The following is a 24,909-nucleotide window of genomic DNA, read 5'->3' on the forward strand; positions in this document are numbered from 1 at the left end:
CCGCTCAGTGGCTGATGCGGGCGTCCAGCTCGCGGTGCCGGATCAGCACCTGGCCGTGGTGGCCGAACTGCGCGGCCAGCATCTCCACCAGATAGACCGAGCGGTGCTGACCGCCGGTGCAGCCGATGGCGACGGTCAGGTAACTGCGCTGGTCGGCCGCGAAGTTCGGCAGCCAGCGCTGCAGGAAGCCGGCGATCTGGCCCATCATCAGGCCCACCTCGGGCTGCGCGGCCAGGTAGGCGGCCACCGGTCCGTCGCGGCCGGTGAGTGGACGCAATTCGCGGTCGTAATAAGGGTTCGGCAGAACGCGCACGTCGAAGACGAAATCCGCATCGCTGGGCACGCCGTGCTTGTAGGCGAAGGATTCGAACACCAGCGTCAGCGAATCGCCGCGCACGACCACCAGGTCGCGCACCCAGGCGCGCAGCTGGGCCGGGCGCAGCTGGCTGGTGTCGAGCACGGTGGAGTCCTCGCGCACATTGGCCAGCATCTCGCGTTCCAGCGCGATCGCATCGTGCAGCGCGCGGTGCGCTTCCTCGCCATTGCCCAGCGAATCCTGGCGCAGCGGGTGAGGGCGTCGCGTTTCGGAGAAGCGGCGCATCAGCGCCTCGTCGTCGGCGTCGAGGAAGATCGAACGGACGTTGACGCCGTCGGCGCGCAGCTGCTTGATCAGCGGCGCCAGCAGCGGCAGCGAGCCGGCGCTGCGCACGTCCACCGCGATCGCCACGCGGCGGCTGCCCCGTTCGCGCTCCAGCCGCAGGAAGTCCATCAGCAGGTCGGCGGGCAGGTTGTCCACGCAGAAGAAGCCGGCATCCTCCAGCGCGTGCATGGCCAGTGACTTGCCGCCGCCGGCCATGCCGGTCACAAGAACGACCTCGCTCTGCGGCGGGCGCGGTGCTGCGTCCGTACTCGTCGTCATGATTTCGCCTTCTTCGCGGGTGGGTTGACGGCGGAGAGATCGAGCATCTCCTGCGCATGAGCCAGGCTGGTGGACGAGAGCCGCTCGCCGCCCAGCATGCGGGCGATCTCGGCGACGCGGGTCTCGCCGCTGACGGGGCGCACCTCGCTGCTGGTCTGCCCGGCGCGCAGGGCCTTGGCGACGACCAGATGTTGGTCGGCGCAGGCGGCAACCTGCGGCAGGTGGGTGACGGCGAGCACCTGACGCTCGCGCCCCAGTTGCTTCATCAGGCGGCCGACCGTCTCGGCCACCGCGCCGCCGACGCCGGCGTCGATCTCGTCGAAGATCAAGGTGCCGGCGCCGCCCTGCTGGTCGAGCTGGCAGGTCGTCACCGCGATCGCCAGCGCGATGCGCGAGAGCTCGCCGCCCGAGGCGACCTTGGCCAGTGGCCGCGGCGTGCTGCCCGCGTGTCCGGCCACGAGGAACTCCGCCGACTCCAGGCCGAAGCTCTGCGGCTGCTCCTGCGGCAAGAGGCTGACGGCGAAGGCGCCGCCGGCCATGCCCAACTGCTGCATCGCCTGCGTGACCGCCGCGGCCAGCTTCGGCGCGGCCTGCGTGCGAGCGGAGCTGACGCGCTTGGCCTCCTTCTGGAAGGCTTGCGCGGCGAGGGCCAGGTCTTGCTCCAGCGCGGCCACATCGGTCGCGGCATCGAGCGATTGAAGCTCGCCGCGCCACTGCGCCAGCAGCACCGGCAGCTCGGCCGGTTGGCGCCGGTAGCGGCGCGACAGCGTCATCCAGGCGGAGACGCGGTCGTCCAGCTCCTGCATGCGCTGGGGGTCCAGCTCGGTGCCGTTCAGGTAGGCGGTCAGCGCGTGCGTGGCGTCGTGCAGCTGCGCCTGGACGCTGCGCAGCGTCTCGGCCACCGGCTGCAGCTCGGCGTCGAAGTCCAGTACCTTCTCGAGCTGGTCGAGCGCGGCGGCGGCCTGCGATTCGGCGCTGGGCTCGGCCTCGGACAAGGCATCAAGCGCGATGCGCGCCGCCTCCAGCAGCGACTGGCCGTGCGAGAGGCGCTGGTGCTCGGCGTTCAGCTCGTCCCATTCGTCGTCGCCGGGCGCCAGGCGCTCCAGCTCGCCGATCTGCCAGGCCAGGCGCTCGCGTTCGCTCTGCAGTTCGCCCAGCCGTGTCTGCGCGGCGGCGAGCTTCTCGCTGGCCTGCTTCCAGCGGGCGTAGCTCTGCGACAGCGCGGCCGTGTCGAGGCCGGCGTAGGCATCGAGCAGCTCGCGCACCGAGGCCGGGCGCGTCAGGCCCTGCCAAGCGTGCTGGCCGTGGATGTCCAGCAGGCTGTCGGCGGTTTCGCGCAACTGCGCCACGGTGGCCGGCGCGCCATTGATCCAGGCGCGGCTCTTGCCTTGCGCGTCGATCGCGCGGCGCAGCAGCAGGGTGTCGGAGTCACCGCCATCGAAGCCGGCCTCATCGAGCCACGCCACCAGCGCGGGTGGCGTGTCGAACTCGGCCGTGATGTCGGCGCGCGCCGCGCCCTCGCGCACCACGCCGGCATCGCCACGGCTGCCCAGCGCGAGCTGCAGCGCATCGATCAGGATCGACTTGCCGGCGCCGGTCTCGCCGGTCAGCACGGCGAAGCCCGGGCCGAAGTCCAGCTCCAGCTCGGGGACGATGACGAAGTCTTTCAAATTCAATCGCCGCAGCATTCAGCTCACTCCCTCGTACCAGCGCAGCTTGCGGCGCAGCGTGGCGTAGTAACTCCATCCCTCCGGGTGCAAGAAGCACACTCGGTGCGCCGAGCGGCGCACGGTGATCAGGTCACCATGCAGCAGGCTGGCGAGGCTCTGCATGTCGAAATTGACGCTGGCATCGCGCCCGGCCACGATCTCCAGCCGCACCTCGCCGAGGTCGGGCAGCACGATCGGCCGGTTGGACAGCGTGTGCGAGGCGATCGGCACCAGCAGCCAGCCGGCGATGCTCGGGTGCAGGATTGGGCCGCCGGCCGAGAGCGCGTAGGCGGTCGAGCCGGTCGGCGAGGCGACGATCACGCCGTCCGCCCGCAGATTCGCCATGAACTCGCCGGCCACGTCCACGCGCAGTTCGACCATGCCGGCGGTGGCGCCGCGGCTGACGACGACGTCGTTCATCGCCAGTCCCTCGAAGATGTTCTCGCCGTCGCGCCAGACGGCGCCCTCCAGCATCGCGCGGTGCTCCACCTCGTAGTTGCCGGCCAGGATCGGCGCCAGCGCGTCGCGGAAATGCTCGATCGAGATGTCGGTGACGAAGCCCAGGCGGCCCTGGTTGATGCCCACCAGCGGCGTGCCGTAGCGCGCCATCTCGCGCGCGAAGCCCAGCATCGTGCCGTCGCCGCCGACCACGATGGCCACGTCGCACTGGCTGCCGAGTTCGTCGGTGGTCAGCGCCTCGAAGCCGGTCATGCCGGTGTTCAGCGCCGTCTCGCGCTCCAGCGAAACCTCCAGGCCCAGGCCCATCACGAAGTCGGCGATTTCATCCAGAATCGGGCGGATCCCCTGAGCCTGGTGCTTGCCGACGATTGCCACATGTTGAAAGCGCTTGGCCATGCGAAGAATTACACCACAGCGATATGGCGGCTCCGGGTGGGGCTGGGCCGCCAACTACAATGAAAACCATGCTGGACGAGCGCTCCAAATCACTGCTGAAGACCCTGGTCGAACGCTATATCGCGGACGGCCAGCCGGTGGGGTCGCGCACGCTCTCCAAAGCCTCGGGCCTTGAGCTGAGCCCGGCCACCATCCGCAACGTGATGGCCGACCTGGAAGAGCTGGGCCTGATCGCCAGCCCCCACACCAGCGCCGGCCGCATCCCCACCGCGCGCGGCTACCGCCTCTTCGTCGACACGATGCTGACGGCCAAGCCGGGCAGCATCGTCGGCGCCGATGCACGGCCGCTGGAAACGTCGACGCTTCAGCCCGACCAGCCACAGCGCGTGATCGCCAGCGCCGCGCACCTGCTGTCCAACCTGTCGAGCTTCGTCGGCGTCGTCACCGCGCCGCGCAAGCCCAGCGTCTTCCACCACATCGAGTTCCTGCGCCTGGGCGACCGGCGCGTGCTGGTCATCATGGTGGCGCCCGACGGCGACGTGCAGAACCGCGTGATCTTCACCGCCAAGGATTTCAGCCAGAGCGAACTTGCCGAGGCCAGCAACCGGCTCAATGCCAGCTACGCCGGCCTGACGCTGGAAGCGGTGCGCGAACGGCTGAAGAGCGAGGTCGACGTGCTGCGCAGCGAGATCGCCACGCTGATGAACGCGGCCGTGCAGGCCGGCACCGAGGCGATGGTCGACGAGCAGGACCGCGTCGTCATCTCCGGCGAACGCAACCTGCTGACCGTGCAGGACTTCAGCAACGACATGGGCAGCCTGCGCCGCCTCTTCGACATGTTCGAGCAGAAGACGCAGCTGATGCGCCTGCTCGACGTCTCCAGCCGCGCCGAGGGCGTGCGCATCTACATCGGCGGCGAGAGCCAGGTCGTGCCCTTCGAGGAACTGTCCGTCGTCTCCGCCCCCTACGAGGTCGACGGCCAGATCGTCGGCACCCTCGGCGTCATCGGCCCCACCCGCATGGCCTACGACCGCATGATCCAGATCGTTGACATCACGTCGAGGATGGTGAGCCAGGCGCTGTCGGGACAGAAGTAGCCGGGTCGCCCCGGCGATAGCGGCTATAGAATCGCCGCCTTCCTCCCCGGGGGCCGTTAGCTCAGTTGGTTAGAGCAGAGGACTCATAATCCTTTGGTCGCAGGTTCAAGCCCTGCACGGCCTACCATTTTTCTCCTATGAAGACCGTATCGCGGCGGCTTTGACTGCCTGAATGTTCGCAGTCATGGCCCCCAGGTGGCCCCCTCAAGATCCCGCTTAGTCCCGGGTGCTACGCTTGGGGTCATGGCCAACAAGAAATCCGAGGCGGCGCCTCTCGCGACCCTCGCGATGCCCGCCAATTCGATCGCGCAGGAGCTGGGCATCCGCACCGGCGAACTCTTGCTGACTCCGGCGCAGGTCGCGGAGATGCTTCAGACCAACACCGATCAGCTCTCGACGATGCGGGAGGTGGGCGATGGCCCTCCGTTCACCAAGCTCGGCGACGGGAAGAAGGCTCCGGTCCGCTATCACCTGGGCAAGCTGCGAGATTGGATCGAGGGGCATACGTTCCAGAACACGTCGATGCTCAACGTGTCGCGTTTCCATTCCCTCGCTGACTTTTTGGGCAAGGGGACGATCATGGACAGCTATGCCGCGGCGATCGACGCCGACGGCGACGCCTTCGAGTTCTGGGAGTCCGTGGACAGCCAGCGGGACATCGTCGAGGTCCGCTGGATGCGCATGCACGACATGCTAGAGGCCTTCCGCATGCAAGCCAATCGCCGGTTCGCGGAAGCCGAGGCCAAAGAGATTGGCGAGAAGGGGCCGCGCGGCTACACGGAGACGATCTGAGCCATGGACGCGCCCGAAGGCTCGCCTAAATAGGGCCGCCTGGCTTGTCCCACGTCGTCCGCTTGGCTGCGCCTCGCGTCTTGGCGGTTCTTACGGCTGCGCCAACCTCGATGCTTTCGCCGAGCGAGGTCGCGCGTGACGCTGCGTCAGCGAGGCGCGTGGAGAACTCCCGAAGATTGAGCTGCTCGATGTCGTCGTTGAGCCGGCCCGTCGCGATGGCTTCGGCCATGTCCAAGGGGCGGCCGTCGGCTTGAATGCAGAAGGGCCAAGTCTCGGCGACTGAAGCCTGAGACAGCCAGGAGCGAAAGCCGCGCAGCGCAGGATCCGCCGACAGCGGAGCTCCGCGTTTCAAAAAGCTCCTGTCCACCGTGGCATATCGCCGCCCCAGGTAGTCCACAACGTCGCTGGCGACGTAATGGACTTCGCGCTCATCGCTATGCGCGGGGATGTAGGGCAGGGACATCGGATGCGTCGGGTCGATCTGATCGGCTTGGCCTGCGGCTTTCAACGCGCGCTGCTTGCGCCGATCGGCCTCCATCGTCTTAGGCTCTCGATTGATGATGATGCCGGTCTGCTTGGTCGTGAGGATGAGCCTCTTCTGCGCTGAACGCGTTAGCGACGCCAACTCGCGAGCGAGAGCCGTCTGCTCATTGCTCGGCGGGTCGATCCGCTTGCCCCGAGCGGCTCTTGGGACAGCCTTTGATTTGGACTTGGTGGTCGACTCTGCCATCGCTCCCTCGGTCTCGCGCGTCATGTCCGAACGAATGCATTTGAACCGATTTTCTCAGTGGGGCTCGACGCCACGCGGCTCGGCGTGGCGAGGCGCCGACGCCCTGGCGCGCTCTCATGCGCTCTTATGCGCTCCGCCGATTCCAGGACGGTTTTGAAAGGGCTCTCGATCTCAGACTTCCGGTCATGGCGCGGCATTTCGCGGCGCCTTCATCCCTCAAGGAGCCTGCCATGAAAAGGAGTTCGAGCTACAAGTCCCAGTTGAAGTCGGACAAGAAGAACAAGCGATCGAAGCGGAGAATGCGACCGGAGGCGAACGAGCCAGGTCGTTGGGTCGAGTTCAGCCAAGAGCAATGGATCAACATGGTCATCCGAGCCGTGGGAATCGACGACCTCGATTCGCTGCTTCTTCTCTCGACGGAGGAGCGCTGGTCGGTTCTGGACATCGCTTTGAGCATTTCGGCGGACGAGGGGGCGACGATGGCCGAAAACCAGCCGCTGACGCTGTTTGCGATCTGCATGGGCGCGACCCGCTGCGCCGAGGCTTTGGCTGAGATGGCGGGCCGCGCCAACAACTTGATCACCGTGAGCAGGGCCATGAAGCAGGCCTGCCTTTTCCACGAAGCGCCTGAGAGCGACAAGGCGTTGTGTCGGGCCGCGATTTCAGCCCTCATGGTTGGAGCGACGCGCGGCCTGGAGGGCCCCGTCCCGGGCTTCTATCTCTGGCTCGATCCGACATGTCCGGAGGCCATGCGCCATGCCATGGCTGTCGTCGAGCATCGCCCCTGCGAGGCGGTCGGAGCCCCCGAATTCCGTCGCAAGCACGTCGAGAGCAAGCGAAGGATCATCGGAGCCATCGCGCGAGGCGACGCGGCTGCGGCAGAGTTACAAGTCGGCTTCATGGCTTCGAACCTGATCAATGTCAGGGGCGAGGTGAATTGGGCTGACGACGCGAGCATGTATCTGGAAGCGGCGTTGTATTGCGGGCGTTTTGAACTTGCGAGCAAGCTCTATCCGACTCTTCGCGAACTTTGTTCCAACGACGACGAGGCCGAAGCGATGTTCGGCAGTTTTCTGGGCTCGGCCGAATCGACCGCGCGCGCGGGCTGCGCAGGGGACAAGGCCGGCTTCGAACTGGCGGTGGAGGCGTGCGTGGCGTTGGAAGTCCTTTACTGCGGCAACTTGGATCGAGCTGCCGACTTCATGGGCGAGGTGGCTTCGAAGCTCGGCGCATCAAGGGCTGCGTTCGAGAAGGGTGTCGGTCGAGGGATCGCGGCGATCGAGCGGCATCTGATCGCGGCGGCTCTGGAGGCCGGCGAGGCGATCGACCGAGTGTCATCCGCGCTTCGCATTTGAAGCCGAGGTAGAGCTCCGGATGCGGTCTTGCGCAGCGAATAGCTTTGCCCTAAGCGCGGCGAGAAGCTCGCGCGCCATTTCAGCGCCGCATGCGTGGTGCTCCTCCAAATCGCGCGCGCAACTAAGCAGCAGGACGAGGGCCTCGGCGCGCGCGAGGACTTGCGATGCGTCATCGAGAAGCTCCCAAGCGGGGTGGATCTCGGCCGCGCTGGCTCGATGACGGATGGCTCTCATTGCTGATTCTCCTTCACGGACTTGCACGGCTCAGCCACCTCGAATGCTCAGCCGCAGGAGGGGCGGTGAATCCAACCGGGGGGGGCGGCAATCGTGCATCGCCCTCCGACGGGACCTACTCCTAAGACGATTCAGGCGGCCCAATCCTCAGCAGGGTTTTCCAGGAGGGCAAGCGCGCGGCATGCGCAAAGCGAGCGCTGCGATCCGAGCCATGTCGCGTCGTCGCCTTGTTTTGCTCAGTGTTTGCCGCGGCGCCTGCGCATGTGCTCGCTTAGCTGCTCGATCACCCTCACAAGCATTTCGCGGTCGGCGGGTTGGAGCCCCGCCAAGCGCTGGGCAATCGCCGCGCCGAGATCGGCCCCGCGGTTGCTGGAATCCAAGAGGAAAGCGTCCACGCGGCAATCGTAGAGATCCGCAAACTCGTAGAGCCGCTCGAGCGTCGGCAGCGCCACACCCCGCTCCATCCTAGAAACGGCTTCGTTGCCGATGCCCAGATTCTCGGCGACATACTCTTGCGTCAGCCCAGCATTCGCTCTGGCGCTCGCAATGCGGCTGCCGATGCGAGACGCCAGGCGCTTCTTGGCGTCCGTATCCATGCGTGGCTCCTTCAACCCAAATGGTCGGCGCTAGGCTTTTCAAGCGGAAGGGCGCGAAAGGTTGTATATCAACCTAAAAGGTTGAAAATACAGGTCTTGATGGAAATGGACTGGGACATTTGGCGTGGGGAGCTGAACTCGCGCGGTTCTTGTCCGGTTTCGGTTGGCTTTCTCGTCACCGTTACGGACAGGGAATATTCCCAAGTCTCGGGATATTCCCAATCGCTTTGGCGCGCCTATTCAACGGCGACGAAATCCGGTCTCGGAAGATGGGCGGTATTCGCGCATCAAGGACAACGAGGCAGGGCGGATGTCGGATCAGGGGCTGGCATATCACACGGTCGTCTCGGCCATGCGTGATCGCTCTCGGAGCGACCCGCGGGCCCGCTTCGCCATGGCCATCAAGTCGTCGGTAGCGGGGCACAGCCCGCACGCCGAATACCGGCGGGAATCCTCGAAGCGGAGGGCGCAGGGGTGGCGCGAGGAGACCGTCTCCCGCGCCGTGTTCGACTGGCTCCATACCGACCTCAATCCCGCCGTCCAGTCCATCCGCGCGGCGCGCTCGCAAGAGGCGGTCATCGAGCTCTACAACGTCTACAACCAGTCCGTGCCCCTGGGCGTTCGCACGTCGGTCGACGCCGGGGCGATTCGACGCTCGCTGGTGAGCGCTGCGAAGGACGACGAGCTGTGCGCGGCGGGCTCGCTGGCTGTTCTTGGATGGATCAAGAGCGATGCCGCCAGCAAGCTTGCGAGGCCGGCGGCCTCGTGGATGCTCTCGGGATGGAGCTCCGCCGTCTACCTGGGGGCGGAAAGGCAGGCCGGGGCGGAGGCGGCCCAAGCCCTCGAACAGGAGGGCGACATGGATCTTCGGTCGCTGGCGGCTCGGCTGGGCGCGAGCCCTCGGACGCTCCAACGACAGATCGCCGAGGAGGGGCTGACCGTGACGGAGCTGCGCCGCTCCTGTCGGCAGACAGTGGCCCTGCGGTTGATGCAGGCCGGCGGCAACAGCTTGGGCCAGATTGCGTCCCTCGCCGGCTTCGCCGACCAGGCCCACATGGCCCGGGGGTTCAAAGCGTCGTGCGGCCTGACGCCCGGACAGATCGCCAAACTGATCGCCGTCTGAGCTTAGGCAAGACCGGACCCCAAGTTTTCCCGCGCCGGGATGGCGCGCGGATTCAAGACATCGACACCACTTCGCGCGGACCATGCGCTTGAGGGGATCGCTCGCTCGTCGACTGAATGTATAAAGTTGACTGTCAACCTTTTGAGTTGTGTTGACGTTTTCGCCGGGCGCGCCGATTCGGCGCCTTGGGTCCAAAGAGCGCATACGCGTCGGCACGTCGGCGGCGGATGGGGCGGCGCGCGTCGAAGAAATGACAAGGAGAGGGCGAATGTCTGTTTTGGCGATAGTTGCAGCGGTGTTGTTCAACATCATTTGGTTCATGGCCTTCGCGGTGAGCGCGGGCAACGCTCTGGATCGAGGGAGCTTCATTGGGTGTTTGTTCTATCTCGCGCTGGCGTGCCTGCCCATGTATCTCGGCCGTCGATGGTCGAAGGGGAAGAAGGCCAAGCAGGCCGCGTTGGGAAAGGAGTTGCTCGCGCAGATCGGCGCGACCGAGCAGACGGGGCATTCATTCGTCGCCGGCAAAAGCGGCATCGCGATCTCTCCGGCGACGCAAAAGCTGGTTCTGCTGCAAGGCGCGCTGCGAAAGGTCTACCCGTTCGCCGATGTGCGCGAATGGGAGAGCTCCAATCAGCGATCGGGTCACGCGATCGGGGGCAATGTCCTGGCCACGACGGCCCTGAACATCGGAGCGGCGCAGGCGGCGATCAATGGAAGCGGCTTCTTCGTGAAGGTGCGCGACATCGACCATCCCACCTGGCGGGTGGAGATGTTTTTGTCCAAGGATCAGGCGCGCTGGATGGAGATCCTGCGGCAGGCGATCAACGGGGATTGAGCCATGGCTGACGCGACCGCTGCGCCTCCGGCCCCACCATTCGATGGGCTCTATGCGTTCGTGCGGACTCACCTGCTCGTCGTGAACAACGTCATTGCAGCGTCCTGCTTTGCCGTGGGAGCCTTGGACTTCTTAGCCCCGAAGTTGTGGCTGCTGCCTCGAATCATCTACTCAGCAACAGCGACCCTCGCGTTGGCGATGCTCATCGCGGCGCTGATGCCGGGACTCGCGTCAAGGATCCAAGCTCGCTTCTTCGGCCCTGCCCCGAGCCATGTCCCGCTCTGGCGCAGAGGCGTATGGCAGTTCGGATTCGCGCTGCTGTGCGTCGTGTCCATCGTTGGCTTCGCGTCCGTCGCCAAAGCCAGCGCCGGCGGGCTGGCCGCCAGCCAGTTCCCAGCCGTGCGCGACTTGCAAGCTGAGCTGCTGTCTATCCGCTCAGGCATTGCTGATGTCAGTTCCGGCGTGGGCCAAGCCAACGCGAAGCTCGATGTCTTGGTCGGCGCCGAGAGCGATCCGAGACGGGCGCTCGCGTCGCGCGGCTACTCGATCAGCCACAACGGGCTCAAGGAAGCTCTCGGCCAAGGCGACGAGCAGGCCGTGGCTTGGTTCGCCCAAATCAAAGTCCCGATCCGCGACGAGGGCGTGATGGGGCATCTGGTCGGCGACCAGCCGTGGAACCCTCGGATCGCAGCCCTGCTGGACCCCGCGATGTTCAGCGACCCGGCCGCTTGCGTTCCTCAGTGGATCTATTACGTCAGCGAGCCCGTTGACGAGCGACTGCGAGCCTACGCGCGGCTTTGCGGCAAGGACAAGCTCAGCGGCCTGCGGGCGGAACTGAACTACTACATCCCCCGATCGCAGCCGGACAAGCGAGAAAAGCTGCAACGCATGTTGGCCGTCCTGGCCTCCATGCGATGACGGCCTGGCTGATATCAGCCGCCACCCGAAGAAAAGGAGAGGACGATGAACATTCGAGGACGACTCATGAAGCGGACCGCGCTGGCGGCCCTTCTGCCCATTGCCCTGGCGGCGTGCTCCGGCGCGCTGTCGGAGGGGCAGATCAAGGAGGCCTTGCAGGCCGACCAGAAGCGAGCGCAAGAGCGGGCGGAGGAGACGGCCCGAGCCGTCGGCGGCGGCATGGCCGGCGACATGGTTCGGCAGGCCTCCGCCCAGTCGCAAGTCGAGATCGTCTCGGTCCACAAGGTCGGCTGCAAGGAGGACGGCGAGAAGGCCTATCGGTGCGATGTGGAGATCGAGGCGAGCCGGGGCGGCAAGACGGCGAAGGCTCCGCCGATGTCGATCCGATTCGTCAAGGGCAGCGACGGCTGGGTGGCCCAGCAATGAGCTCGCTGCTTGTCGTCGCCGGCTTGGCCGGAGCAGCTTGGGCCATCCGCCGAATCTGGCGGATGCCAGCGAAAAGCCTTCGGGCTGCTGATATCGAGGCGTTGGCCTGGGAGCAGGCCTGCGAGCCGTCTTCCAACGGCGGCGGCTCGGGGCTGCAAATCACTCTGCCGACCCTCGGCGAGTCGTCGCGCCGAGCTAGTCCGGTGCTGGCTGCCGTGAACTAGGAGCCTCGCATGCAAACCATCACCCACAAAGGCATCATCCGCGAGGCGCGACGATCCGATGCTGCTCTGCCGATGCCCTTTTCGCGAGCGACCTACTATGAAGGCGTGACGTTCGAAGGGGGCTGGCATCCCCTCGTTGGCCACTTCTTCGCCACGCCCGCCATCGGGCGGGCTTTAGAGAAGGCTATCGAGGCCCGCTCGCCGGTCGAGCTCGTGATCGCCGAGCACCACATCCCCAATGTGGGCCGTCCCATCGTCTCGTTGCGCGTGGATGGCAAGGCCTATGCGATGCGACCCGTGAAGTGGCCTGGCATCGTGCGCTGGCTGATCTTCAACGCGGTCGTCCTGATCCTATGGATCTTCGGCATCTTGTTTCTCCCTATCATCGGCGGCGTATGGCTGATCATCTTGGCCATAAACATTCAGGGGCATCTCCGAGCGCTCAGGAAGTCGCTCGCTACCCTGAACAAATACCTCAGGTCGCTCAAAGGCTCAGTCGAGTTCGTTTGACCTGCGAGAGCGAGCGCGACCGCCTGAGATCGGGCCTCCAGCTGCATAGGTTTTGGGACACACCCGACGCACTGGAAGTGTTCAACACCGTTGAACGACCGTTGCCGCGGGCTGTTCAACGTGGGTTCAACGCCTCGGTTGCTCAGATACTGATTGCCAACATCGAGTTCCCGCCGATCGAGCCCGATGGGCCGATCTCTCGGAAGTCGAGACTCCACTCGCCGTCGGCGCCGCGCTGGCAGCCGATGTAGAAGTCGGCGAGGATCGTCTTCGCGTGCGTCTCGGAAGAGCAGGCCAGGCGGTCGATCCGGACCAGGGCGGCTGGCATGCGGGCGAGGCCTTCTGCCGCGGCGGGTTGCGAGGCGACCCGCTCGACTAAGACATCCATGTCCACCCGGTCCGTCCCTCGGCGAGCCACCGCTTGCCAAGTGGCTCGCGCGAGCAGGTATCGGCATGCGGGCTCGTCGGCGGTCGATCGCCTAAGCCACTCCGATATCGGCATCGGCTCACCGTCATCCCCATCGCTGGAGGCGGCGCCGGCGATGAGCGCGAGCAGCTCGCGCGCGTCATGCAGCTCTATCTTGATATCGGCCAACGCCTCCCGCGCCATTCCAAAGCCGCGATCCATGTCGTCGGCGACCCCGGCGAGGCTCCCGGCGAGGTCGCGGCCTTGGGCCGATATCGCGTCGAGCTTCTGGTGGGTCGAGCTCGCTTCGTTGGATTCCGAGGCGACGATATCGATGCAATGGTCGAGGATTTGGGTGGGCGTGGCGTTCGACCCCAAAGCCTTGGCGATGGCGCCGAGCTTGCGCTTGCGCTCGCCCGATAGCCGCACCGCGGCGATCGGCTTGTCCCAACCTCCCGAGGCCTTCGCGCTCATTGGCGAGCCTCGCGTCGTCGCGATATCGCTCGAAGCGCGCGGCCGATGAGTCCGGCTTGGCGGTAGCCGATATCGATCTTGGCCGGCGCGGTCGCCTGCTCTTCCTGGGCGTAGTCAAGAGTCGTCCCCTTCGCCCGGCTGCGCTTCATGCGGACGGCCAACGCCTCGATGGCCCGAGCGCGGGTCTTGGGCGCAACGTCCTGCTCGCGGTGCGACTCGGGATCGATGAGGCCCAGCTTGGACGCATCGACGTAGATCGTGGTGGCAAATCGCGACCGGCTCGCCGCCACATACGTCCACTCACGGTCCGCCATCGCCGGATTGGCCAACGCATGGGCGGAGTCGACCGTCTTGCCTTGCAGCGAGTGATTGGTTCGCGCGTAGGAGTGGTCGAAGCGGCCGAAGCTGGCCGGGATCGCGACCTCGACCTGGCCGAGCTCGTTGGGATCGTCCAGCCGAACCATGAGCGCTGCATCTGGCGAGGTTGTCACGATGGACGATATCGTCGCCGTCACGCCGTTGGCGACGCCGAGCTGGCGGTCGTTCATGGTGAATACGATCCGGTCCCCCGGCGCGAAGCGTCGGGCCGAGGTGGTCGCGTCGCGATGGGTGATCTCGATATCGAGGCCCAGCGCATCCTTCACCGCGCCGATATCGATCAGGCGCTTCCGCGCCATGTCGTTGAGTTCTGCGACTTCCGCCCGCGTCGCCCCGATGATGGCCTTGCGCTCGATCGGCGTTTTGTCGGCCGCCCATCCCGCCATGAGCTCGTCGACCGCCTGCTGATGCCCTCGCAGGAGTTTGAGCCGCCCGCGGCTCTCCATCTTCTCCAAGGCCTCCTGCGCCTTGCCGGTGGCGAAGGCTTCAACAACCGAGCGCATCCATTCATGGTCGAAGCGCGCCTTCCAGCGCTCGAAGGCGACTGATAGCTTGGCATCCCCTGCGCAGAGGTCCGAGAGCGCTTGGGCGCGAGCCTCTTCGGGCAGAGCCTTCAAGAGCGCCTGTCGCTCCGTCGTGAGCTCCCGCTCGCTGCCGGCAAGCCTCGGCCGCAGCCATTCCAACAGCGGCTCGAAGTCGGTTCGCTGGCGCTGAATGTTCGAGATCTCCGCCTTGCCGTGCTCGCGCGAGAGCGAGGCGAAGATGCCGCCGGCCTCGATGGGTTGGAGTTGCTTAGGGTCGCCCACGCAGACGAGCTTCCCGCCCGCCTTGCCGATCGCTTCTTGAAGCAGACCGAACTCGCGCGACCCCACCATGCCGGCCTCGTCCAAGAAGAGGATCGTCCGCGTTCCAAGCTTCACTCGGCCCGACGCGACGGAGATGAGCAGGCTTGCGATCGTCCGCGACTTGATGCCAGTCTCGCGTGAAAGGTTCTGCGCCGCTGCGGCCGACTGGCAGCAGCCCAAGGTCTCGAAGCCCGAGCGCTTGTAGGCCTTGGCGACCGCGCGAAGCATCGTGGTTTTGCCGGTGCCAGCCCAGCCTTCGACGAAGGCGTGGTCGCCGGTGCCGCTGCCGATGTGAAGTGCCGCCTCGCGCTGCTGACCGAGCGCGACCGGCACGCCGAGCTTCGAGCGAAGGTCGGCCTCCAGCTCATCGAACTCCCGGTTGATGTTTCGGCGGCTCAGCGCGTGGCTCGCGTTCGCCTTTCCGCTCTCGATCCGCAAACTGACCTCTCGCTCCATCTCCAAGGTGGCTTTGGAGGTGAACACTTCGATGAGCTGCTCGGTGCGGCCGAGCGCGACGACATCGGGATGCTTCATGAATGCGGCGAGCTCGTCCAGGCAGCGGCTCGCGCTCCAGCGGCCCATGCCGGCCTCGCAGATGAGCGTCAACGCTTCGTTGGCGGTCGCGCAGGACTGGGAGGTCATCAGCTCATTGAGCAATGCTTTGTGGTCGAGTTGGATCTCCGGCGACGGCGACGGCTTTCCGGTCCGAAGCCTCGCCACCGTCTCGGGCGTGATGCCGACCGCTTCCGCCTTCGCCTCGAACAAGCTCAGCAGCTCGGGCAGCGGCGGCTCCTTCTTCGCGCCGCGGGTCTCCAATGCGGCGATGTCGCGGGCGGATGGGCCATCGGCCCCGTCGAGTCCGCTGGCTTTCAACCGATCGCCGATCTCGCGGCTGCGCGTGGACAGGGCCTCGCGTTGCTCCTCGGAGATGCCGGCGACCTCGAAATAGGGGCCGGCGGCGGCCACGTCGAATCCCATCCTCGAGAGCCGCCAAGCGAGCTCCGTTCGAAACAGGATGCCCGTCGGCATCTTGCGTTCGAACTGAGGCCGCTGTTCCAAGGCGCTCCATTCGTCGACGCCCATACGCTTGCCGACATTGAAGAGGAAGGCGTGGATGTGGAGTTGCGGATCCAAGGCGCGGCTGGCGAAGTGGGTGTAGCAACTGGCGATCGCCGCCTCGGCGATCTGCTTGATCTTGCCGCCCGCGCCGTGGCGGGTGACGGTCGCGGCTTCCGCGTAGTCGAGCGCGGCGGTGGCGGCCTCGCGCAGGCATTCGAGCAGTTCCGTTCGGGTTGCCGCGTCGGCTCCGGCGAAGAGCGCAGAGAAGTCTTTGGGCGCGGAGAATGTGAGGTCGAGCCCCATCGAGTGGCGCTCTCCGGCGCCTTTGACCAGCGCCTTCCCAGTGATGGGATGGAAGCCCTGGGCCAGCCGCTCGACTTGCTCGGCTTCCGCGATCGCATCAAGCCCAAGCAGGGCGGGGCCCTTGCAGGCCCAGAAGGGCTTTGGCGCGCCGTCCTGCTGCGGACCGCGGGCGTATTCATCGAACTCGGCTCGGCGCTCATCGCGAGGCTCCGCGGCCGGCCCCAAATAGGCGAGGTAGCCGCCTTGGCCCGGTTTCCCGGCGCGAGATGTCGACGGCCCGATCTTGGCGATGGACAGCATGGCTCACTCCCCGCGCAGGCTCGTGAAGAGCTCGTCGAATTCGCTGGCCAGGATGGCGGTTCCAGGCGCGTCGCCAGACTGCGGACCAGTCGCTCGCGCCGCGGCGATGCAGGCGTCGAGATGCCGGCGAAAAAACGCCGAGCGGCTGAGGCCCGCAGCTCCGCAGAACGCATCGAGCACTTCTGCCTGGCCCTTGTCCAGGCGGATGAGGATTCGGTCGCGCTTGCGCTTCTCGCGCTCGTAGGTGGCTTGGCTGGACTTTCTCTTGTGGGCCTTTCGATCTTCCATGGGCATCTTCGGGGTGGACATGCCTAGGTAGGCGGACCGCGGGGCGATATCGTTCGCCGGCCAGACGAATGGCGCGACGCATCCGCGCGCTCATCCGAGAGAAGTGGTCGTCAACCGTTGCTTGTCCTGAACGCCTAGCTGACAGGACGCCCGATGCGCGGCTTTGAAGTCGACTTAGGCGACTTGGATAATTGATCCATGGCCAACGACTTCCTCCCGCGCGTCCGTATTCCTGAAGGGTTGACCAGCGCTGATCTGGTTGCGGCGCAAGCGTTAAAGCCCGTTATGGAGGCGGCTGTCGCCGATTTGAAGGGCTGGTGGCCGCGCGAGCCCGGCCAAGAGAAGTCTGTCATCTTCCTCGCGCCAGGGTCTTCTATATTGAGCGGAACGTCTCCGCTTGATGCGTCCAAATCTCGTTTGAATATTTGGCAATTGGAGTTCGGCGTCGAAGCTCTCAAGAGCGGAGCAGGCTCATGGCTCACGAACAAGGCTGGCTGGAGCCCATGCGAGGCGATCTCGTTTATCCTGGCTCATGAGACCTACCACTTGGGCGAGCCGGCGCGAATGAAGGCATGCGGAGTCCGTAGCGCGCAATTGGGATCGCCCTTCGCGCGCGGGCTGAATCCCTTGATGGCAAAGGCATGGGTGGACGCGGTCCACACACTTTCCGTCGAATACCCGAACTCTTTGGGGTTGCAGCCCTTGGCAAAAAAGGCTGCTGACTTGGTGTTGGAACTCGGCGCCGACGTGAGGGCTCTGAATTTCGCAAAGGCCAAAGGCCTGCGCTGGCCGACGGTCAAGACAGATCTTTTCAACATCCGCTCTGCCGACCATCAAGCGGATCCCACCAATGCCTATGACATCGCGCAGGAGCTTCAAAGCCTGATGTCCATGCCGAGCTTTCCCACTGAGTTGGAGGCTCTGCCGATCATTTGGGAGAAGGCGCTCGCCGCGCTCTCCGGCATCAGCCATGGCAAGGAGGTCGCCGAAGCGATCAAAACGGCTTCATCGTCATTGCAGATCAAACCGAAGAGCGTTTTCTCATCGCTGTTCAAGAAGCATTGACGCGAACCTCCCGGGCCTCTTGCCAGTTGCCTGAAAAGCGGAGCCAAAGCTTCCCCTGCAAGGCCGATGCTTGGAGATGTTGACTCAGGGGAAGCGCGAATCGTCGGCCGCTGTTTCGTTCCACTCCAACGATCCAATCGGCGCTCTCGCCACGGAGATGGAGGTCGACATCTCGCCCGTCCGAGCATTCGCCGGCTTCTGCGACGATGATTTGGCCGTCGGCTCTTCTAACCGCATAGATCGCCGGCCACTCTTCATGGGCTTCTCGCGGACAATCTGACGTGGGCTCAAACTCGGCGTCGATGTCCGCGCAGCTTGCCGAGGACAGGTGATCCCAGTTCCATCCGCCGCTCCCGCGCTCTGGCGCATCGATGAACAATTGGCCGAAAGCCACGCCTGAATCTGCCCGCTGCCAAAGGACGATGGTTTTTGTTTGAGCGTCGTCAGGGATTCTGAGTTTCCAGATGCCCTCCGGGCGTCGCAAATAAATCCAGGCGCTATCGCTTCCCCACGCGAAACTCATGTGTCCCGGCAAGCCGTCGATACGCGCTCCCCATTGGCCGGGGTCGGTGTCGTTGCTCCATTCGGCCGAGATTTCCGCTGCATGAGCAATCTCGTCATGGAAGGCGAGCGCCTTGCCAAACAGCCTCGTCCAGTGTCCCGTTGCTCCGCTCTTCGCCATACCTCCTCCCCGTTCGAATGATTTCTCTCACGGGTTGAAGGCGATCTCAAGCCCGCAGGGGCCGCGAGTCGATATCGCTCGCGGCCCCGACGAAAGGCGGCCGAGGCCGCCTCTCTCACGCGATGGGCCGGTGCTCCGAGTTCGGCCTATAGGCGCTCGCCAACTCGCTGTCCCTGAGGTTGGCATAGAGGTCCAACATCTCAGGGGAGTTGTGCCCGACTATCTTCATGACCTTGTAGATGTCAGGCGTTTTGGCGACCATCCGCGAGATCGCTTCGTGCCTGAGATCATGAAAGCGGAAGTCGACCAGCCCGGCCTGTCTGCTGTATCTGCGGAACAGAGCCGATATAGTCTCGGGATCTCCCAGCGTATGGAACACGCGCGGGTCCTGGGGATCCCGCAGCGCGGTCAGTTGCGCCATGCGTGTCACCGCTCCCGGAGACAGCGGAACGCGCCGCTCCTTCGCCGTCTTCTCTCGCGTCTCGGGTATGACCCACACGCTGTCGCCGCCATTGGCCGAGATCTCGTCCCAGCGCATCCCGACCAATTCTTGCAGCCTGGCGCCGGTCTCCAGCGCCATGCCCAACAGCAGCTCCCAGTGCGGCCGGGACGGGCCCTCAATGCTCGCCAGCCGAGCCTCCAACACGGATTGCTCCTCGGGCGCGAGGCGACGCTTGCGTTTTCCTTCCCAATTGCGAGGGAACATCGCCTTGGTGGTGAATGGAATCTTCGGCGGCTCGGCTTCGAGCTCCTCGGCCTGCCACTCGATCGCTTGCCGCAAGACCGCGAACTGCCGGACGATCGTGGCGTAGGCGTAGGGGCTGCCACGGTAGGTCTTGCGCGCCCGCATGCCGTCCACATAGCCTTTGACCCAAGCCTTCTTGATGTCTCGGATGGTGGCCTGCTTCACTTGCAGCAGCATCGCGGGGACAGCGACCTTGTGGCGGTCGCGCGCCAAGGGGCATTCGACGAAGCCGAGCAAGACCTCGCGGATCGGCATCTCCAGCAGCTTTCGCTGCCGGTTCTCCGGCGACATGGCGGCCAGCGCGAGCATGTCCTGCCTCCGCTTGCGCTCGACCGACTCCCGATGAGCGTTCACGTCGTTGGCGATGGATTCGAGCCAAGCGCGCGCCTCGGGCTCGTTGTCGAATGATTTGACGAAGGCTTTCCCGCCTTGGATGCGCAGGATCGCTTGGTATGCGATCGCGCCGCCCTTGTTTTGTCGTTGGGCGATGCTGCCGTTGTTCTTTCTAGCTCCCATGGTTTTCTCCTTGTTGTTGGATGTTTTGGTTTTCTTGATTTCGCCGGTGAGGGCTGATCTCGCCTTTAGGCGGCTGGGTCGGGTTGTTTTCTCTCTCGTTCGTCGGGCGCGGCGCTGAATGAATCAGCGGGGAGTCTTGTTTTTCAGCGCGAAGGCGCGCTAGAATCGAACAAGAGATTCCCTAGCGTTCATGCGGGGTTGCGAGCGTCGCCTCTCTTGGCTCACCGAAGCGCGGTGAAGGCCCGAGGCACCAAATCGGTAATCGAACCGATATCGCGAAAATCTTCTCTCTAGCCGCTTTTGAACTTTTCAGTCTGCGAACGATTGAAACGAGTCAACTGTTGCGCAGAGGGGTTTGATTCAATAGCGTCCTCAATAAGAATTCGCGCGCTCATTTGATCTGGTCAATGGTTGTTATTCATCTGTCCAGATCGCCGCGGTTTCCCTTTCCCCTCCTTTTCTACTCATTCCGGACCTGCATGGTCCTGTTTCGTTTCGTCCATCCGCCGAGGTCGCGCGCGCCGTTTCGCTCAGCGCTGCGGGAGATTTGCGGCGGACAGACAATCGATATCAAAGGTCTTCAGGTCACGCCAGAGAGCAAAGCGCTCGGCCGACGAGCGGCGACGAAGTCGGCGGTCAGGCCCGCCTTTGTTTGAGGCGGGAGGCGACCATGAGCAACAGGCGAATCGTGGAATCAGGTGGCCGAAGCAGGGGGGATGCGCGAGCGCGCCTCAAGGAGCTGGGCGTGGAGGCTTTGGTGATTGGCGTCCCAGCCATCGCCAAGCTGATCGGATCGGCGCCCTCGACCCTGTATGGACACATCAAGCGCAAGACCTTCTTTCTGCCGGTGCGTGAGCTGCACGGATCTCCCGTGGTGATGGTCGAAGATCTCTTGGACTGGATGTGCTGTTCCCAGCGATCGACGCGCTCTGAGGATCGCGAGGTCGATCCGGCGGCCGATTTCGCTGACGAAATGTCCGCGCGCCGGCGCGGTGAGATCGTGGAGCGCGCCAAGCGGGCCGCCTCCGCGCGCAAAGACGATGGGCCGGCATGAGCCAGCCCATCTCATTCGGATTTCAATCGCTCATTCGGGAAGCGGCCCCGCCCGTCCTTTCACGATGCCGCGAATTTCAAGCTCTCCTGGGGAGGACGGCCGAAGGGGCGGATACGTTGGATCGCTGGATTCAAGTCGAGGTCCGCTCGCATCGACCCTCAGGCGTTTGACCACCTCCCCGTGATCGGGCAGGTAGGCGACGACGACGTCTCCATCTTTCGCCTCGATGCCTCGCACGAAGAGGATCGAGTCGCCATCGAGGATGCCGCTGGGCGCCATCGAATTCCCGCGCACTCGCGCAAATGTGGCTTCTCGCCAATTCTGGCGGCCGAACAGATCGGCGCTGTCCACCGGGCGCGAAGCGTCGCCGTCTTGCGCCCCGAGGCCGCGGCCAGCCGACACGCGCGTGTCGATGAAGGTCGCTCGATGAAAGTCGATCGCCACATGATCGATATCGGATGTAGAAGGTTCAGCGCTTCGATCTTGATCGACCTTTTCCAGAAAAACCTGGCATCGCAGTTCGGCGACCGACGCGGATATTTTGGCCAGTTGCTTGTCTGGGTCGTGCCCGCGGGCGCAGAGGTGCGCCCTCAGCTCTTCCTCGGTCATCGTCGCCAGTTCTTCATCGCCGATCTCCGGCAGATCCGAACCAAGCGCGCCGTGTTCAATGTTTGTCTTCATGATGTTTTCCTTTTCATTGTTGTCTTACCCGGTTCACCACTTCATGTCCCGCCCGGCTCGGCGGAATGCCCGTTGGGCTCGCTGGCTTGCGGCGCTCATGGTTTTGGCGTCGAGGCCGAGTTCGTCGCCAAGCTCCGAGAGGCTCTTCCCTTCTAGATAGCCATCCGCGGCCTTCTTCGCAACAGCGTCTTTTGCCAAAACGAGTGACGTCCTGATTTGCAGCTCGACGAGGATGCGCATCCGCTCGCGACGCAATGCTTCGTCCTCCGCGGACGGCGCCGACATTGCCCGGTCGATTTCCGCCGCGAGTGGGCTCGGCCCATCTTCGCCGCGCTCCTTCCAGTCCATGACGCTGTCGAGGGGCAGGTTCGAGTTGTTCCCCGAGCCCCATTCCGAGCTGACGACGCTCTGTCCTGCGTTGACAACGAACGTCGTGAATTCGACGCCCACTGGCCAACTGCGCTTGCCTTTGAGCATCCGGTGAAGGACTTCGTGGAACAGGTCGGCCGGCGAGTCGTAGTTCGAGCCTTTGGAATGTCTCTCTAGCCGGGCCAAGATCAGCAGGCGTTGTTGATTGGTCAGTTGCGCGTATGCGTCGAGGGCGTCCTGCGCTGTGTGATATTTCGTCCATTTCATTGATGTCGTCTCCCTAGGTTTTCGTCTTTCGTAGTAGGTGGTTGAGCGGTCTCGCATAACTAAGTGCTCGGGAAGCGACGAAACCGTCAGATCGCGTCATCTCCCGTTTGCTAAGGCGCTCGACTTCGTCAATTCCACGCACAAAGGGACGTGCCCTGACCAACGGCGATTGCAGCGCCGCTCGCTCCGCCGTCGCGCCGGTCGTCGGAGCAATGACGACATCCGCTTTCCCAACCGCCTTTTCCAGAACCACTGCGGGGAGGGTTGGATGGACGACAAGACGAACTACGAATGGGGAAGAGGACAGCCGCTGGCGCCGTCGGTCAAGCGGATCGATCCGATCGGATGGGTCGTCGGCAGCAGCGCAGCAGGTTTGGTGTTTGCGCTTGCTGGCCTAGCGCTGGTTTGGCGGCCGATCCTTGGCTTCGATGCTCCGCCCGGCGCGCTGAGCGATCACCTGGGCTTCTGGGTCAAGTGGTTGATCCATCTTCTTCCTGGCAAGTTCTTCGGCGGCGACGTTCGCCTCTACCTCAGAGCGCTGGATTCTTTCGACGACTCGCAGCGGATGGCTTTCGCCGTCCGGTGCGGCTTTGGCCTGTCCTGCTTCCTATTGCCTTGGGCGCTGTTCGCCGACAGCTACCTGAGGCCCCGCGATCAACTGATCCACATGCGGGGATCCAATCGGCTGACCGGCGATGAAGCAAGGCGCGCGCTAAACGTCAGCCTGCGCGGACGCGTGAAGCGGCGTCCCGATCATGAGGTCGCGCCGGACATTCCATATCCCGCGGATCTTTGGACGCGGCACATGCTCATCGTCGGCGGCACGGGGTCGGGCAAGTCGACCGTGATGAAGCCGCTGATCTCCAAGGTGATCGCCGCCCAGGAACCGATGCTTCTCTTCGACCCGAAGGGCGATTTCACCGAGTCCTTCAAGCAGCCCGCGATCCTCGCGCCATGGGATGCGAGATCTCTCGCGTGGGACATCGCGCGCGACATGAGAAATCCGGCGGACATGCGCCGCTTCGCCGCCGCCATCATTCGCGAGAGCCACGATCCGATGTGGTCCAACGCGTCGCGTCAAGTGCTGGTGGGGCTGATGATCTACCTGCGCAAGACCCGCGGCGAGGAGTGGGGATGGATGGAGCTGCGCGATCTGATCACTCAGCCGCAGCCTCGCCTGCACACGATCATGGAGAGGTGGCATCCCGAGGCCGCGCGCGCGGTCGAGAAGGCGTCCGTCACCTCCGCCGGCATCTTGATCAACCTGTCCTCGTTCTGCTCCGCGATCGTGGATTTGGCAGAGGCTTGGGGGCATCTCCCGCGATCCCGTCGAGTCAGCTTCGTCGACTGGGTATCCGGCCGCTCCAAGTTCAAGCAAATCATCCTTCAGGGCCATGCGGCATATGGCGAGCTGACCAAGAGCTACGTCGAGAGCATCGTCGGCGTGGTCTCGGCCCTGGTGAACAGCGTCGAGATGGGCGACGACCCTAATCGCAAGCTTTGGTTCATCGCCGACGAGCTGCCGCAGATGGGCAAGATTCCAATGCGTTCACTCTTCGAGGTCGGCCGCTCCCGTGGCGTGCGCTGCGTGATCGCCTGTCAAGACTTCGCCCAACTCGAAGAGATCCACGGCGCGCAGATGGTCAAGGCTATGGTGGGCATGTGCGGCACGCTGGTTGTCGGCCAGATGATGCAAGGCGAGACAGCTGATCAGCTCTGCAAAGCATTCGGCTCGCGCGAGGTTGAGCGGGCCAACCTGTCGTCGTCGTTTGGGCCCGGCGGCGTCGGGGCCAATCGCTCGACAACGCTCTCCTACAGCCGCGACGACGTGCCGCTCTACAAACCCTCAGAGCTCTCCTCGCGGCTGGGGCTGACCCATGATGGATCCGCCACGCGGCTGATCCTCTTCACAGGCGGCGACGCCTACGAGCTTGACTGGCCGATCCAGCGTTTGCCCAAGCGACGGGCGCGCTTTGCGCCGGCAGACTGGACGATTGTCGGCAAAGCTCTGCCGCGCGAGGCCGACCGACCAGCGTCGCCTGCTACTGCCGACCCGGACGCGGCGGAGTCCGTGCCGAAGGGCGAGGGCGCGAGGCCGCCCTCCGGCCCGCGCAACCCTGCGTTGGAGGTCGACCTGGCCGAGGTCTTCGGCCCTCCGCGCGCGTCGATCGTGGTGGAGGCGTTCATAGGGGATAGCGGTCGTTCCCAAGGCGCATCGACGGACCTTTCGGGTGAGCTGGCGGAGCCGATCGCCGAAGCCGCGGCAGGCCAAGCGATGGAATCGCTCGGCGCTGCGCCAGTCGCCGTGCTCGGCGAGGCTTCGGCGGCGTTGGATGCGATGCGAGATTCAAGCCCCGCTCCCATGCAACACGTCCGCGTGGAGCAGGCCCCGACACCGACCAAGCGCAACGCCCCGCCACCTGTCGGGCAGCCCGCGGCGCGCGAGCAATGATCGTCGCTGTCCCGCCTTGCTTCTCAACGGCCGGCATATCGCCGGCCCTCAGCGAGGAGATGGACGATGGGTGCGGATGCGAATGATCTGGATGGCAAGGGTGGCTCGGAACAGGCGCCCGGAAATAGCGAGCGACGCGATGTAGCTGGGGGCGACGCGAGCATGGGCGGCGCCCCGGCTCCTGCTGACGACGAAGAGTTGCCCATCCTCGACGACTGGCTCACGCCTGACGAGATCGATTCGACCGGCGATCTAGGCAACGACGAAGACGATCTTGATCACGATGCAGCGCGCTGGGACGCAGTTGCCGCCTCGCCAGGCATCGCCGTTTTGCTCGCGGGGATTCAATCGAGCCTTCGTGGGCTGGCTGCGTTCGCCCGCGAGAGCACGCGGCATAGCCTCGACGAGCCAACCTCCGATGCCGAATGGCGGCGCCTTGGGAATGCGGCGTTGGGCTTGATGCCGATCGACGAGCCGGGTCAAGCGTATCGGCTCGACAGCGCCTCAGCAGATTCGCTCAATGCTGCCGGCGAGAACTCCGGCCGAGGCGGCTTCGGATCCTCGCTTGATGCCGGCTTAGCGTGGGCTGAGCGGCTGTTGTGGTGGGCCGCCATGGATGAGCGTCGCCAGCGAGCGCGGCAGAACCACGCCAATTCGGCCGACGTGTCGGCCAACGATCCACACAACAACCAAAAGTGATTC

26 protein-coding genes and 1 tRNA gene are annotated in these 24,909 nt (G+C 64.7%); 14 read left to right on the plus strand and 13 right to left on the minus strand.

From position 1 onward, the window contains the following. Nucleotides 1-4 precede the first annotated feature (4 nt). Genes rapZ through SNE35_RS25685 form a run of 3 tightly spaced genes read right to left on the minus strand, consistent with a single transcriptional unit; the run spans nt 5 to nt 3,483 of the window. Nucleotides 5-919 carry an RNase adapter RapZ gene (rapZ, locus tag SNE35_RS25675; RefSeq protein WP_320425888.1) on the minus strand — a complete coding sequence of 305 codons (915 nt, stop codon included), beginning with the start codon at nt 917-919 and terminating at the stop codon, nt 5-7. Beyond that, nucleotides 916-2,607 carry a DNA repair protein RecN gene (gene recN, locus SNE35_RS25680; RefSeq protein ID WP_320425889.1) on the minus strand — a complete coding sequence of 564 codons (1,692 nt, stop codon included), beginning with the start codon at nt 2,605-2,607 and terminating at the stop codon, nt 916-918. The genes rapZ and recN overlap by 4 nt, the downstream gene beginning before the upstream one ends. Beyond that, the gene (locus SNE35_RS25685; RefSeq protein WP_320425890.1) at nt 2,608-3,483 is read right to left on the minus strand and encodes an NAD kinase; all 876 of its coding nucleotides are present in this window, start codon (nt 3,481-3,483) and stop codon (nt 2,608-2,610) included. A gap of 68 nt (nt 3,484-3,551) precedes the next feature. On the opposite strand from SNE35_RS25685, the gene hrcA reads away from it, so the two are divergent. The 3 genes from hrcA to SNE35_RS25700 all read left to right on the plus strand — a co-directional run bounded on the left by hrcA (nt 3,552) and on the right by SNE35_RS25700 (nt 5,372). Next, the gene (gene hrcA / locus SNE35_RS25690) at nt 3,552-4,580 is read left to right on the plus strand and encodes a heat-inducible transcriptional repressor HrcA (protein ID WP_320425891.1); all 1,029 of its coding nucleotides are present in this window, start codon (nt 3,552-3,554) and stop codon (nt 4,578-4,580) included. A gap of 50 nt (nt 4,581-4,630) precedes the next feature. Beyond that, nucleotides 4,631-4,707, plus strand: a tRNA-Ile gene (locus SNE35_RS25695). Nucleotides 4,708-4,823: 116 nt separating this feature from the next. After that, nucleotides 4,824-5,372 (plus strand): hypothetical protein, encoded by a 549-nt coding sequence (locus tag SNE35_RS25700; RefSeq protein WP_320425892.1) that lies wholly within the window; start codon nt 4,824-4,826, stop codon nt 5,370-5,372. A 25-nt stretch (nt 5,373-5,397) separates the two neighbouring features. On the opposite strand, the gene SNE35_RS25705 is transcribed toward SNE35_RS25700, so the two are convergent. Beyond that, nucleotides 5,398-6,126, minus strand: coding sequence for a hypothetical protein (locus SNE35_RS25705; protein ID WP_320425893.1), 729 nt, complete (start codon nt 6,124-6,126; stop codon nt 5,398-5,400). A 206-nt stretch (nt 6,127-6,332) separates the two neighbouring features. Between SNE35_RS25705 and SNE35_RS25710 the strand changes: the two genes are divergently transcribed. Continuing rightward, nucleotides 6,333-7,457: a hypothetical protein gene (locus tag SNE35_RS25710; RefSeq protein ID WP_320425894.1), complete on the plus strand. Its 1,125-nt coding sequence runs from the start codon at nt 6,333-6,335 to the stop codon at nt 7,455-7,457. Here SNE35_RS25710 and SNE35_RS25715 read toward each other — a convergent pair. Beyond that, nucleotides 7,437-7,691, minus strand: a complete 255-nt coding sequence (locus SNE35_RS25715) for a hypothetical protein (RefSeq protein WP_320425895.1) — start codon at nt 7,689-7,691, stop codon at nt 7,437-7,439. The genes SNE35_RS25710 and SNE35_RS25715 overlap by 21 nt on opposite strands. 236 nt (nt 7,692-7,927) lie before the next feature. After that, on the minus strand, nt 7,928-8,287 hold the full coding sequence (locus SNE35_RS25720) for a helix-turn-helix domain-containing protein (RefSeq protein WP_320425896.1): 360 nt from the start codon (nt 8,285-8,287) through the stop codon (nt 7,928-7,930). Between the two features lie 394 nt (nt 8,288-8,681). Here SNE35_RS25720 and SNE35_RS25725 point away from each other — a divergent pair, with 394 nt between their 5' ends. The 6 genes from SNE35_RS25725 to SNE35_RS25750 all read left to right on the plus strand — a co-directional run bounded on the left by SNE35_RS25725 (nt 8,682) and on the right by SNE35_RS25750 (nt 12,323). Beyond that, nucleotides 8,682-9,410 (plus strand): helix-turn-helix domain-containing protein, encoded by a 729-nt coding sequence (locus SNE35_RS25725; RefSeq protein ID WP_320425897.1) that lies wholly within the window; start codon nt 8,682-8,684, stop codon nt 9,408-9,410. 268 nt (nt 9,411-9,678) lie between these two features. After that, nucleotides 9,679-10,245, plus strand: coding sequence for a DUF4755 domain-containing protein (locus tag SNE35_RS25730; RefSeq protein WP_320425898.1), 567 nt, complete (start codon nt 9,679-9,681; stop codon nt 10,243-10,245). A gap of 3 nt (nt 10,246-10,248) precedes the next feature. Continuing rightward, a complete protein-coding gene (locus SNE35_RS25735) occupies nt 10,249-11,163 on the plus strand; it encodes a hypothetical protein (RefSeq protein ID WP_320425899.1) in 915 nt (304 codons plus the stop codon). A gap of 66 nt (nt 11,164-11,229) precedes the next feature. Beyond that, complete coding sequence (locus SNE35_RS25740; protein ID WP_320425900.1) at nt 11,230-11,589, plus strand: hypothetical protein; 360 nt, start codon at nt 11,230-11,232, stop codon at nt 11,587-11,589. Beyond that, nucleotides 11,586-11,813: a hypothetical protein gene (locus SNE35_RS25745; RefSeq protein WP_320425901.1), complete on the plus strand. Its 228-nt coding sequence runs from the start codon at nt 11,586-11,588 to the stop codon at nt 11,811-11,813. The genes SNE35_RS25740 and SNE35_RS25745 overlap by 4 nt, the downstream gene beginning before the upstream one ends. A 9-nt stretch (nt 11,814-11,822) precedes the next feature. Next, a complete protein-coding gene (locus SNE35_RS25750; protein WP_320425902.1) occupies nt 11,823-12,323 on the plus strand; it encodes a hypothetical protein in 501 nt (166 codons plus the stop codon). Between the two features lie 142 nt (nt 12,324-12,465). Here the strand turns inward: SNE35_RS25750 and SNE35_RS25755 are convergent, their stop codons facing one another. Genes SNE35_RS25755 through SNE35_RS25765 form a run of 3 tightly spaced genes read right to left on the minus strand, consistent with a single transcriptional unit; the run spans nt 12,466 to nt 16,376 of the window. Beyond that, nucleotides 12,466-13,203 carry a hypothetical protein gene (locus tag SNE35_RS25755; RefSeq protein ID WP_320425903.1) on the minus strand — a complete coding sequence of 246 codons (738 nt, stop codon included), beginning with the start codon at nt 13,201-13,203 and terminating at the stop codon, nt 12,466-12,468. Continuing rightward, entirely contained in the window at nt 13,200-16,088 is a 2,889-nt protein-coding gene (mobF, locus tag SNE35_RS25760; RefSeq protein WP_320425904.1) for a MobF family relaxase, read from the minus strand. The genes SNE35_RS25755 and mobF overlap by 4 nt, the downstream gene beginning before the upstream one ends. A 3-nt stretch (nt 16,089-16,091) precedes the next feature. Next, nucleotides 16,092-16,376 (minus strand): hypothetical protein, encoded by a 285-nt coding sequence (locus SNE35_RS25765; protein ID WP_320425905.1) that lies wholly within the window; start codon nt 16,374-16,376, stop codon nt 16,092-16,094. Between the two features lie 198 nt (nt 16,377-16,574). Here SNE35_RS25765 and SNE35_RS25770 point away from each other — a divergent pair, with 198 nt between their 5' ends. Then, a complete protein-coding gene (locus SNE35_RS25770; RefSeq protein ID WP_320425906.1) occupies nt 16,575-17,441 on the plus strand; it encodes a hypothetical protein in 867 nt (288 codons plus the stop codon). Here the strand turns inward: SNE35_RS25770 and SNE35_RS25775 are convergent. Both SNE35_RS25775 and SNE35_RS25780 read right to left on the minus strand, forming a co-directional pair. Next, nucleotides 17,428-18,123, minus strand: a complete 696-nt coding sequence (locus SNE35_RS25775) for a hypothetical protein (protein WP_320425907.1) — start codon at nt 18,121-18,123, stop codon at nt 17,428-17,430. The two genes, SNE35_RS25770 and SNE35_RS25775, sit on opposite strands and share 14 nt — an antisense overlap. A gap of 115 nt (nt 18,124-18,238) precedes the next feature. Next, nucleotides 18,239-19,384, minus strand: a complete 1,146-nt coding sequence (locus SNE35_RS25780; protein WP_320425908.1) for a tyrosine-type recombinase/integrase — start codon at nt 19,382-19,384, stop codon at nt 18,239-18,241. Nucleotides 19,385-20,054: 670 nt separating this feature from the next. On the opposite strand from SNE35_RS25780, the gene SNE35_RS25785 reads away from it, so the two are divergent. Beyond that, the gene (locus SNE35_RS25785) at nt 20,055-20,438 is read left to right on the plus strand and encodes a hypothetical protein (RefSeq protein WP_320425909.1); all 384 of its coding nucleotides are present in this window, start codon (nt 20,055-20,057) and stop codon (nt 20,436-20,438) included. A 30-nt stretch (nt 20,439-20,468) separates the two neighbouring features. On the opposite strand, the gene SNE35_RS25790 is transcribed toward SNE35_RS25785, so the two are convergent. Beyond that, nucleotides 20,469-21,119 carry a LexA family protein gene (locus SNE35_RS25790; protein WP_320425910.1) on the minus strand — a complete coding sequence of 217 codons (651 nt, stop codon included), beginning with the start codon at nt 21,117-21,119 and terminating at the stop codon, nt 20,469-20,471. A gap of 33 nt (nt 21,120-21,152) precedes the next feature. Further along, nucleotides 21,153-21,755: a hypothetical protein gene (locus tag SNE35_RS25795; protein ID WP_320425911.1), complete on the minus strand. Its 603-nt coding sequence runs from the start codon at nt 21,753-21,755 to the stop codon at nt 21,153-21,155. A gap of 268 nt (nt 21,756-22,023) precedes the next feature. On the opposite strand from SNE35_RS25795, the gene SNE35_RS25800 reads away from it, so the two are divergent. Both SNE35_RS25800 and SNE35_RS25805 read left to right on the plus strand, forming a co-directional pair. Further along, a complete protein-coding gene (locus SNE35_RS25800; RefSeq protein WP_320425912.1) occupies nt 22,024-24,207 on the plus strand; it encodes a type IV secretion system DNA-binding domain-containing protein in 2,184 nt (727 codons plus the stop codon). A gap of 66 nt (nt 24,208-24,273) precedes the next feature. Further along, nucleotides 24,274-24,906, plus strand: coding sequence for a hypothetical protein (locus SNE35_RS25805; RefSeq protein ID WP_320425913.1), 633 nt, complete (start codon nt 24,274-24,276; stop codon nt 24,904-24,906). The last annotated feature ends 3 nt before the right edge of the window (nt 24,907-24,909 follow it).

Origin of the sequence: Roseateles agri, from assembly GCF_034043675.1 — a bacterium.
Classification (GTDB): domain Bacteria; phylum Pseudomonadota; class Gammaproteobacteria; order Burkholderiales; family Burkholderiaceae_C; genus KK5.

Bases quoted from the DNA above. Each gene is read 5' to 3' on its own strand.
- rapZ (WP_320425888.1), bottom strand. From the start codon at position 919: ATGACGACGAGTACGGACGCAGCACCGCGCCCGCCGCAGAGCGAGGTC.
- SNE35_RS25705 (WP_320425893.1), bottom strand. From the start codon at position 6,126: ATGACGCGCGAGACCGAGGGAGCGATGGCAGAGTCGACCACCAAGTCC.
- SNE35_RS25790 (WP_320425910.1), bottom strand. From the start codon at position 21,119: ATGAAGACAAACATTGAACACGGCGCGCTTGGTTCGGATCTGCCGGAG.
- SNE35_RS25730 (WP_320425898.1), top strand. From the start codon at position 9,679: ATGTCTGTTTTGGCGATAGTTGCAGCGGTGTTGTTCAACATCATTTGG.
- SNE35_RS25745 (WP_320425901.1), top strand. From the start codon at position 11,586: ATGAGCTCGCTGCTTGTCGTCGCCGGCTTGGCCGGAGCAGCTTGGGCC.
- SNE35_RS25720 (WP_320425896.1), bottom strand. From the start codon at position 8,287: ATGGATACGGACGCCAAGAAGCGCCTGGCGTCTCGCATCGGCAGCCGC.
- recN (WP_320425889.1), bottom strand. From the start codon at position 2,607: ATGCTGCGGCGATTGAATTTGAAAGACTTCGTCATCGTCCCCGAGCTG.
- SNE35_RS25800 (WP_320425912.1), top strand. From the start codon at position 22,024: ATGGACGACAAGACGAACTACGAATGGGGAAGAGGACAGCCGCTGGCG.
- SNE35_RS25735 (WP_320425899.1), top strand. From the start codon at position 10,249: ATGGCTGACGCGACCGCTGCGCCTCCGGCCCCACCATTCGATGGGCTC.
- SNE35_RS25750 (WP_320425902.1), top strand. From the start codon at position 11,823: ATGCAAACCATCACCCACAAAGGCATCATCCGCGAGGCGCGACGATCC.
- SNE35_RS25710 (WP_320425894.1), top strand. From the start codon at position 6,333: ATGAAAAGGAGTTCGAGCTACAAGTCCCAGTTGAAGTCGGACAAGAAG.
- SNE35_RS25685 (WP_320425890.1), bottom strand. From the start codon at position 3,483: ATGGCCAAGCGCTTTCAACATGTGGCAATCGTCGGCAAGCACCAGGCT.
- mobF (WP_320425904.1), bottom strand. From the start codon at position 16,088: ATGCTGTCCATCGCCAAGATCGGGCCGTCGACATCTCGCGCCGGGAAA.
- SNE35_RS25755 (WP_320425903.1), bottom strand. From the start codon at position 13,203: ATGAGCGCGAAGGCCTCGGGAGGTTGGGACAAGCCGATCGCCGCGGTG.
- SNE35_RS25770 (WP_320425906.1), top strand. From the start codon at position 16,575: ATGGCCAACGACTTCCTCCCGCGCGTCCGTATTCCTGAAGGGTTGACC.
- SNE35_RS25775 (WP_320425907.1), bottom strand. From the start codon at position 18,123: ATGGCGAAGAGCGGAGCAACGGGACACTGGACGAGGCTGTTTGGCAAG.
- SNE35_RS25715 (WP_320425895.1), bottom strand. From the start codon at position 7,691: ATGAGAGCCATCCGTCATCGAGCCAGCGCGGCCGAGATCCACCCCGCT.
- SNE35_RS25785 (WP_320425909.1), top strand. From the start codon at position 20,055: ATGAGCAACAGGCGAATCGTGGAATCAGGTGGCCGAAGCAGGGGGGAT.
- SNE35_RS25765 (WP_320425905.1), bottom strand. From the start codon at position 16,376: ATGGAAGATCGAAAGGCCCACAAGAGAAAGTCCAGCCAAGCCACCTAC.
- SNE35_RS25780 (WP_320425908.1), bottom strand. From the start codon at position 19,384: ATGGGAGCTAGAAAGAACAACGGCAGCATCGCCCAACGACAAAACAAG.
- SNE35_RS25740 (WP_320425900.1), top strand. From the start codon at position 11,230: ATGAAGCGGACCGCGCTGGCGGCCCTTCTGCCCATTGCCCTGGCGGCG.
- SNE35_RS25700 (WP_320425892.1), top strand. From the start codon at position 4,824: ATGGCCAACAAGAAATCCGAGGCGGCGCCTCTCGCGACCCTCGCGATG.
- hrcA (WP_320425891.1), top strand. From the start codon at position 3,552: ATGCTGGACGAGCGCTCCAAATCACTGCTGAAGACCCTGGTCGAACGC.
- SNE35_RS25795 (WP_320425911.1), bottom strand. From the start codon at position 21,755: ATGAAATGGACGAAATATCACACAGCGCAGGACGCCCTCGACGCATAC.
- SNE35_RS25805 (WP_320425913.1), top strand. From the start codon at position 24,274: ATGGGTGCGGATGCGAATGATCTGGATGGCAAGGGTGGCTCGGAACAG.
- SNE35_RS25725 (WP_320425897.1), top strand. From the start codon at position 8,682: ATGGCCATCAAGTCGTCGGTAGCGGGGCACAGCCCGCACGCCGAATAC.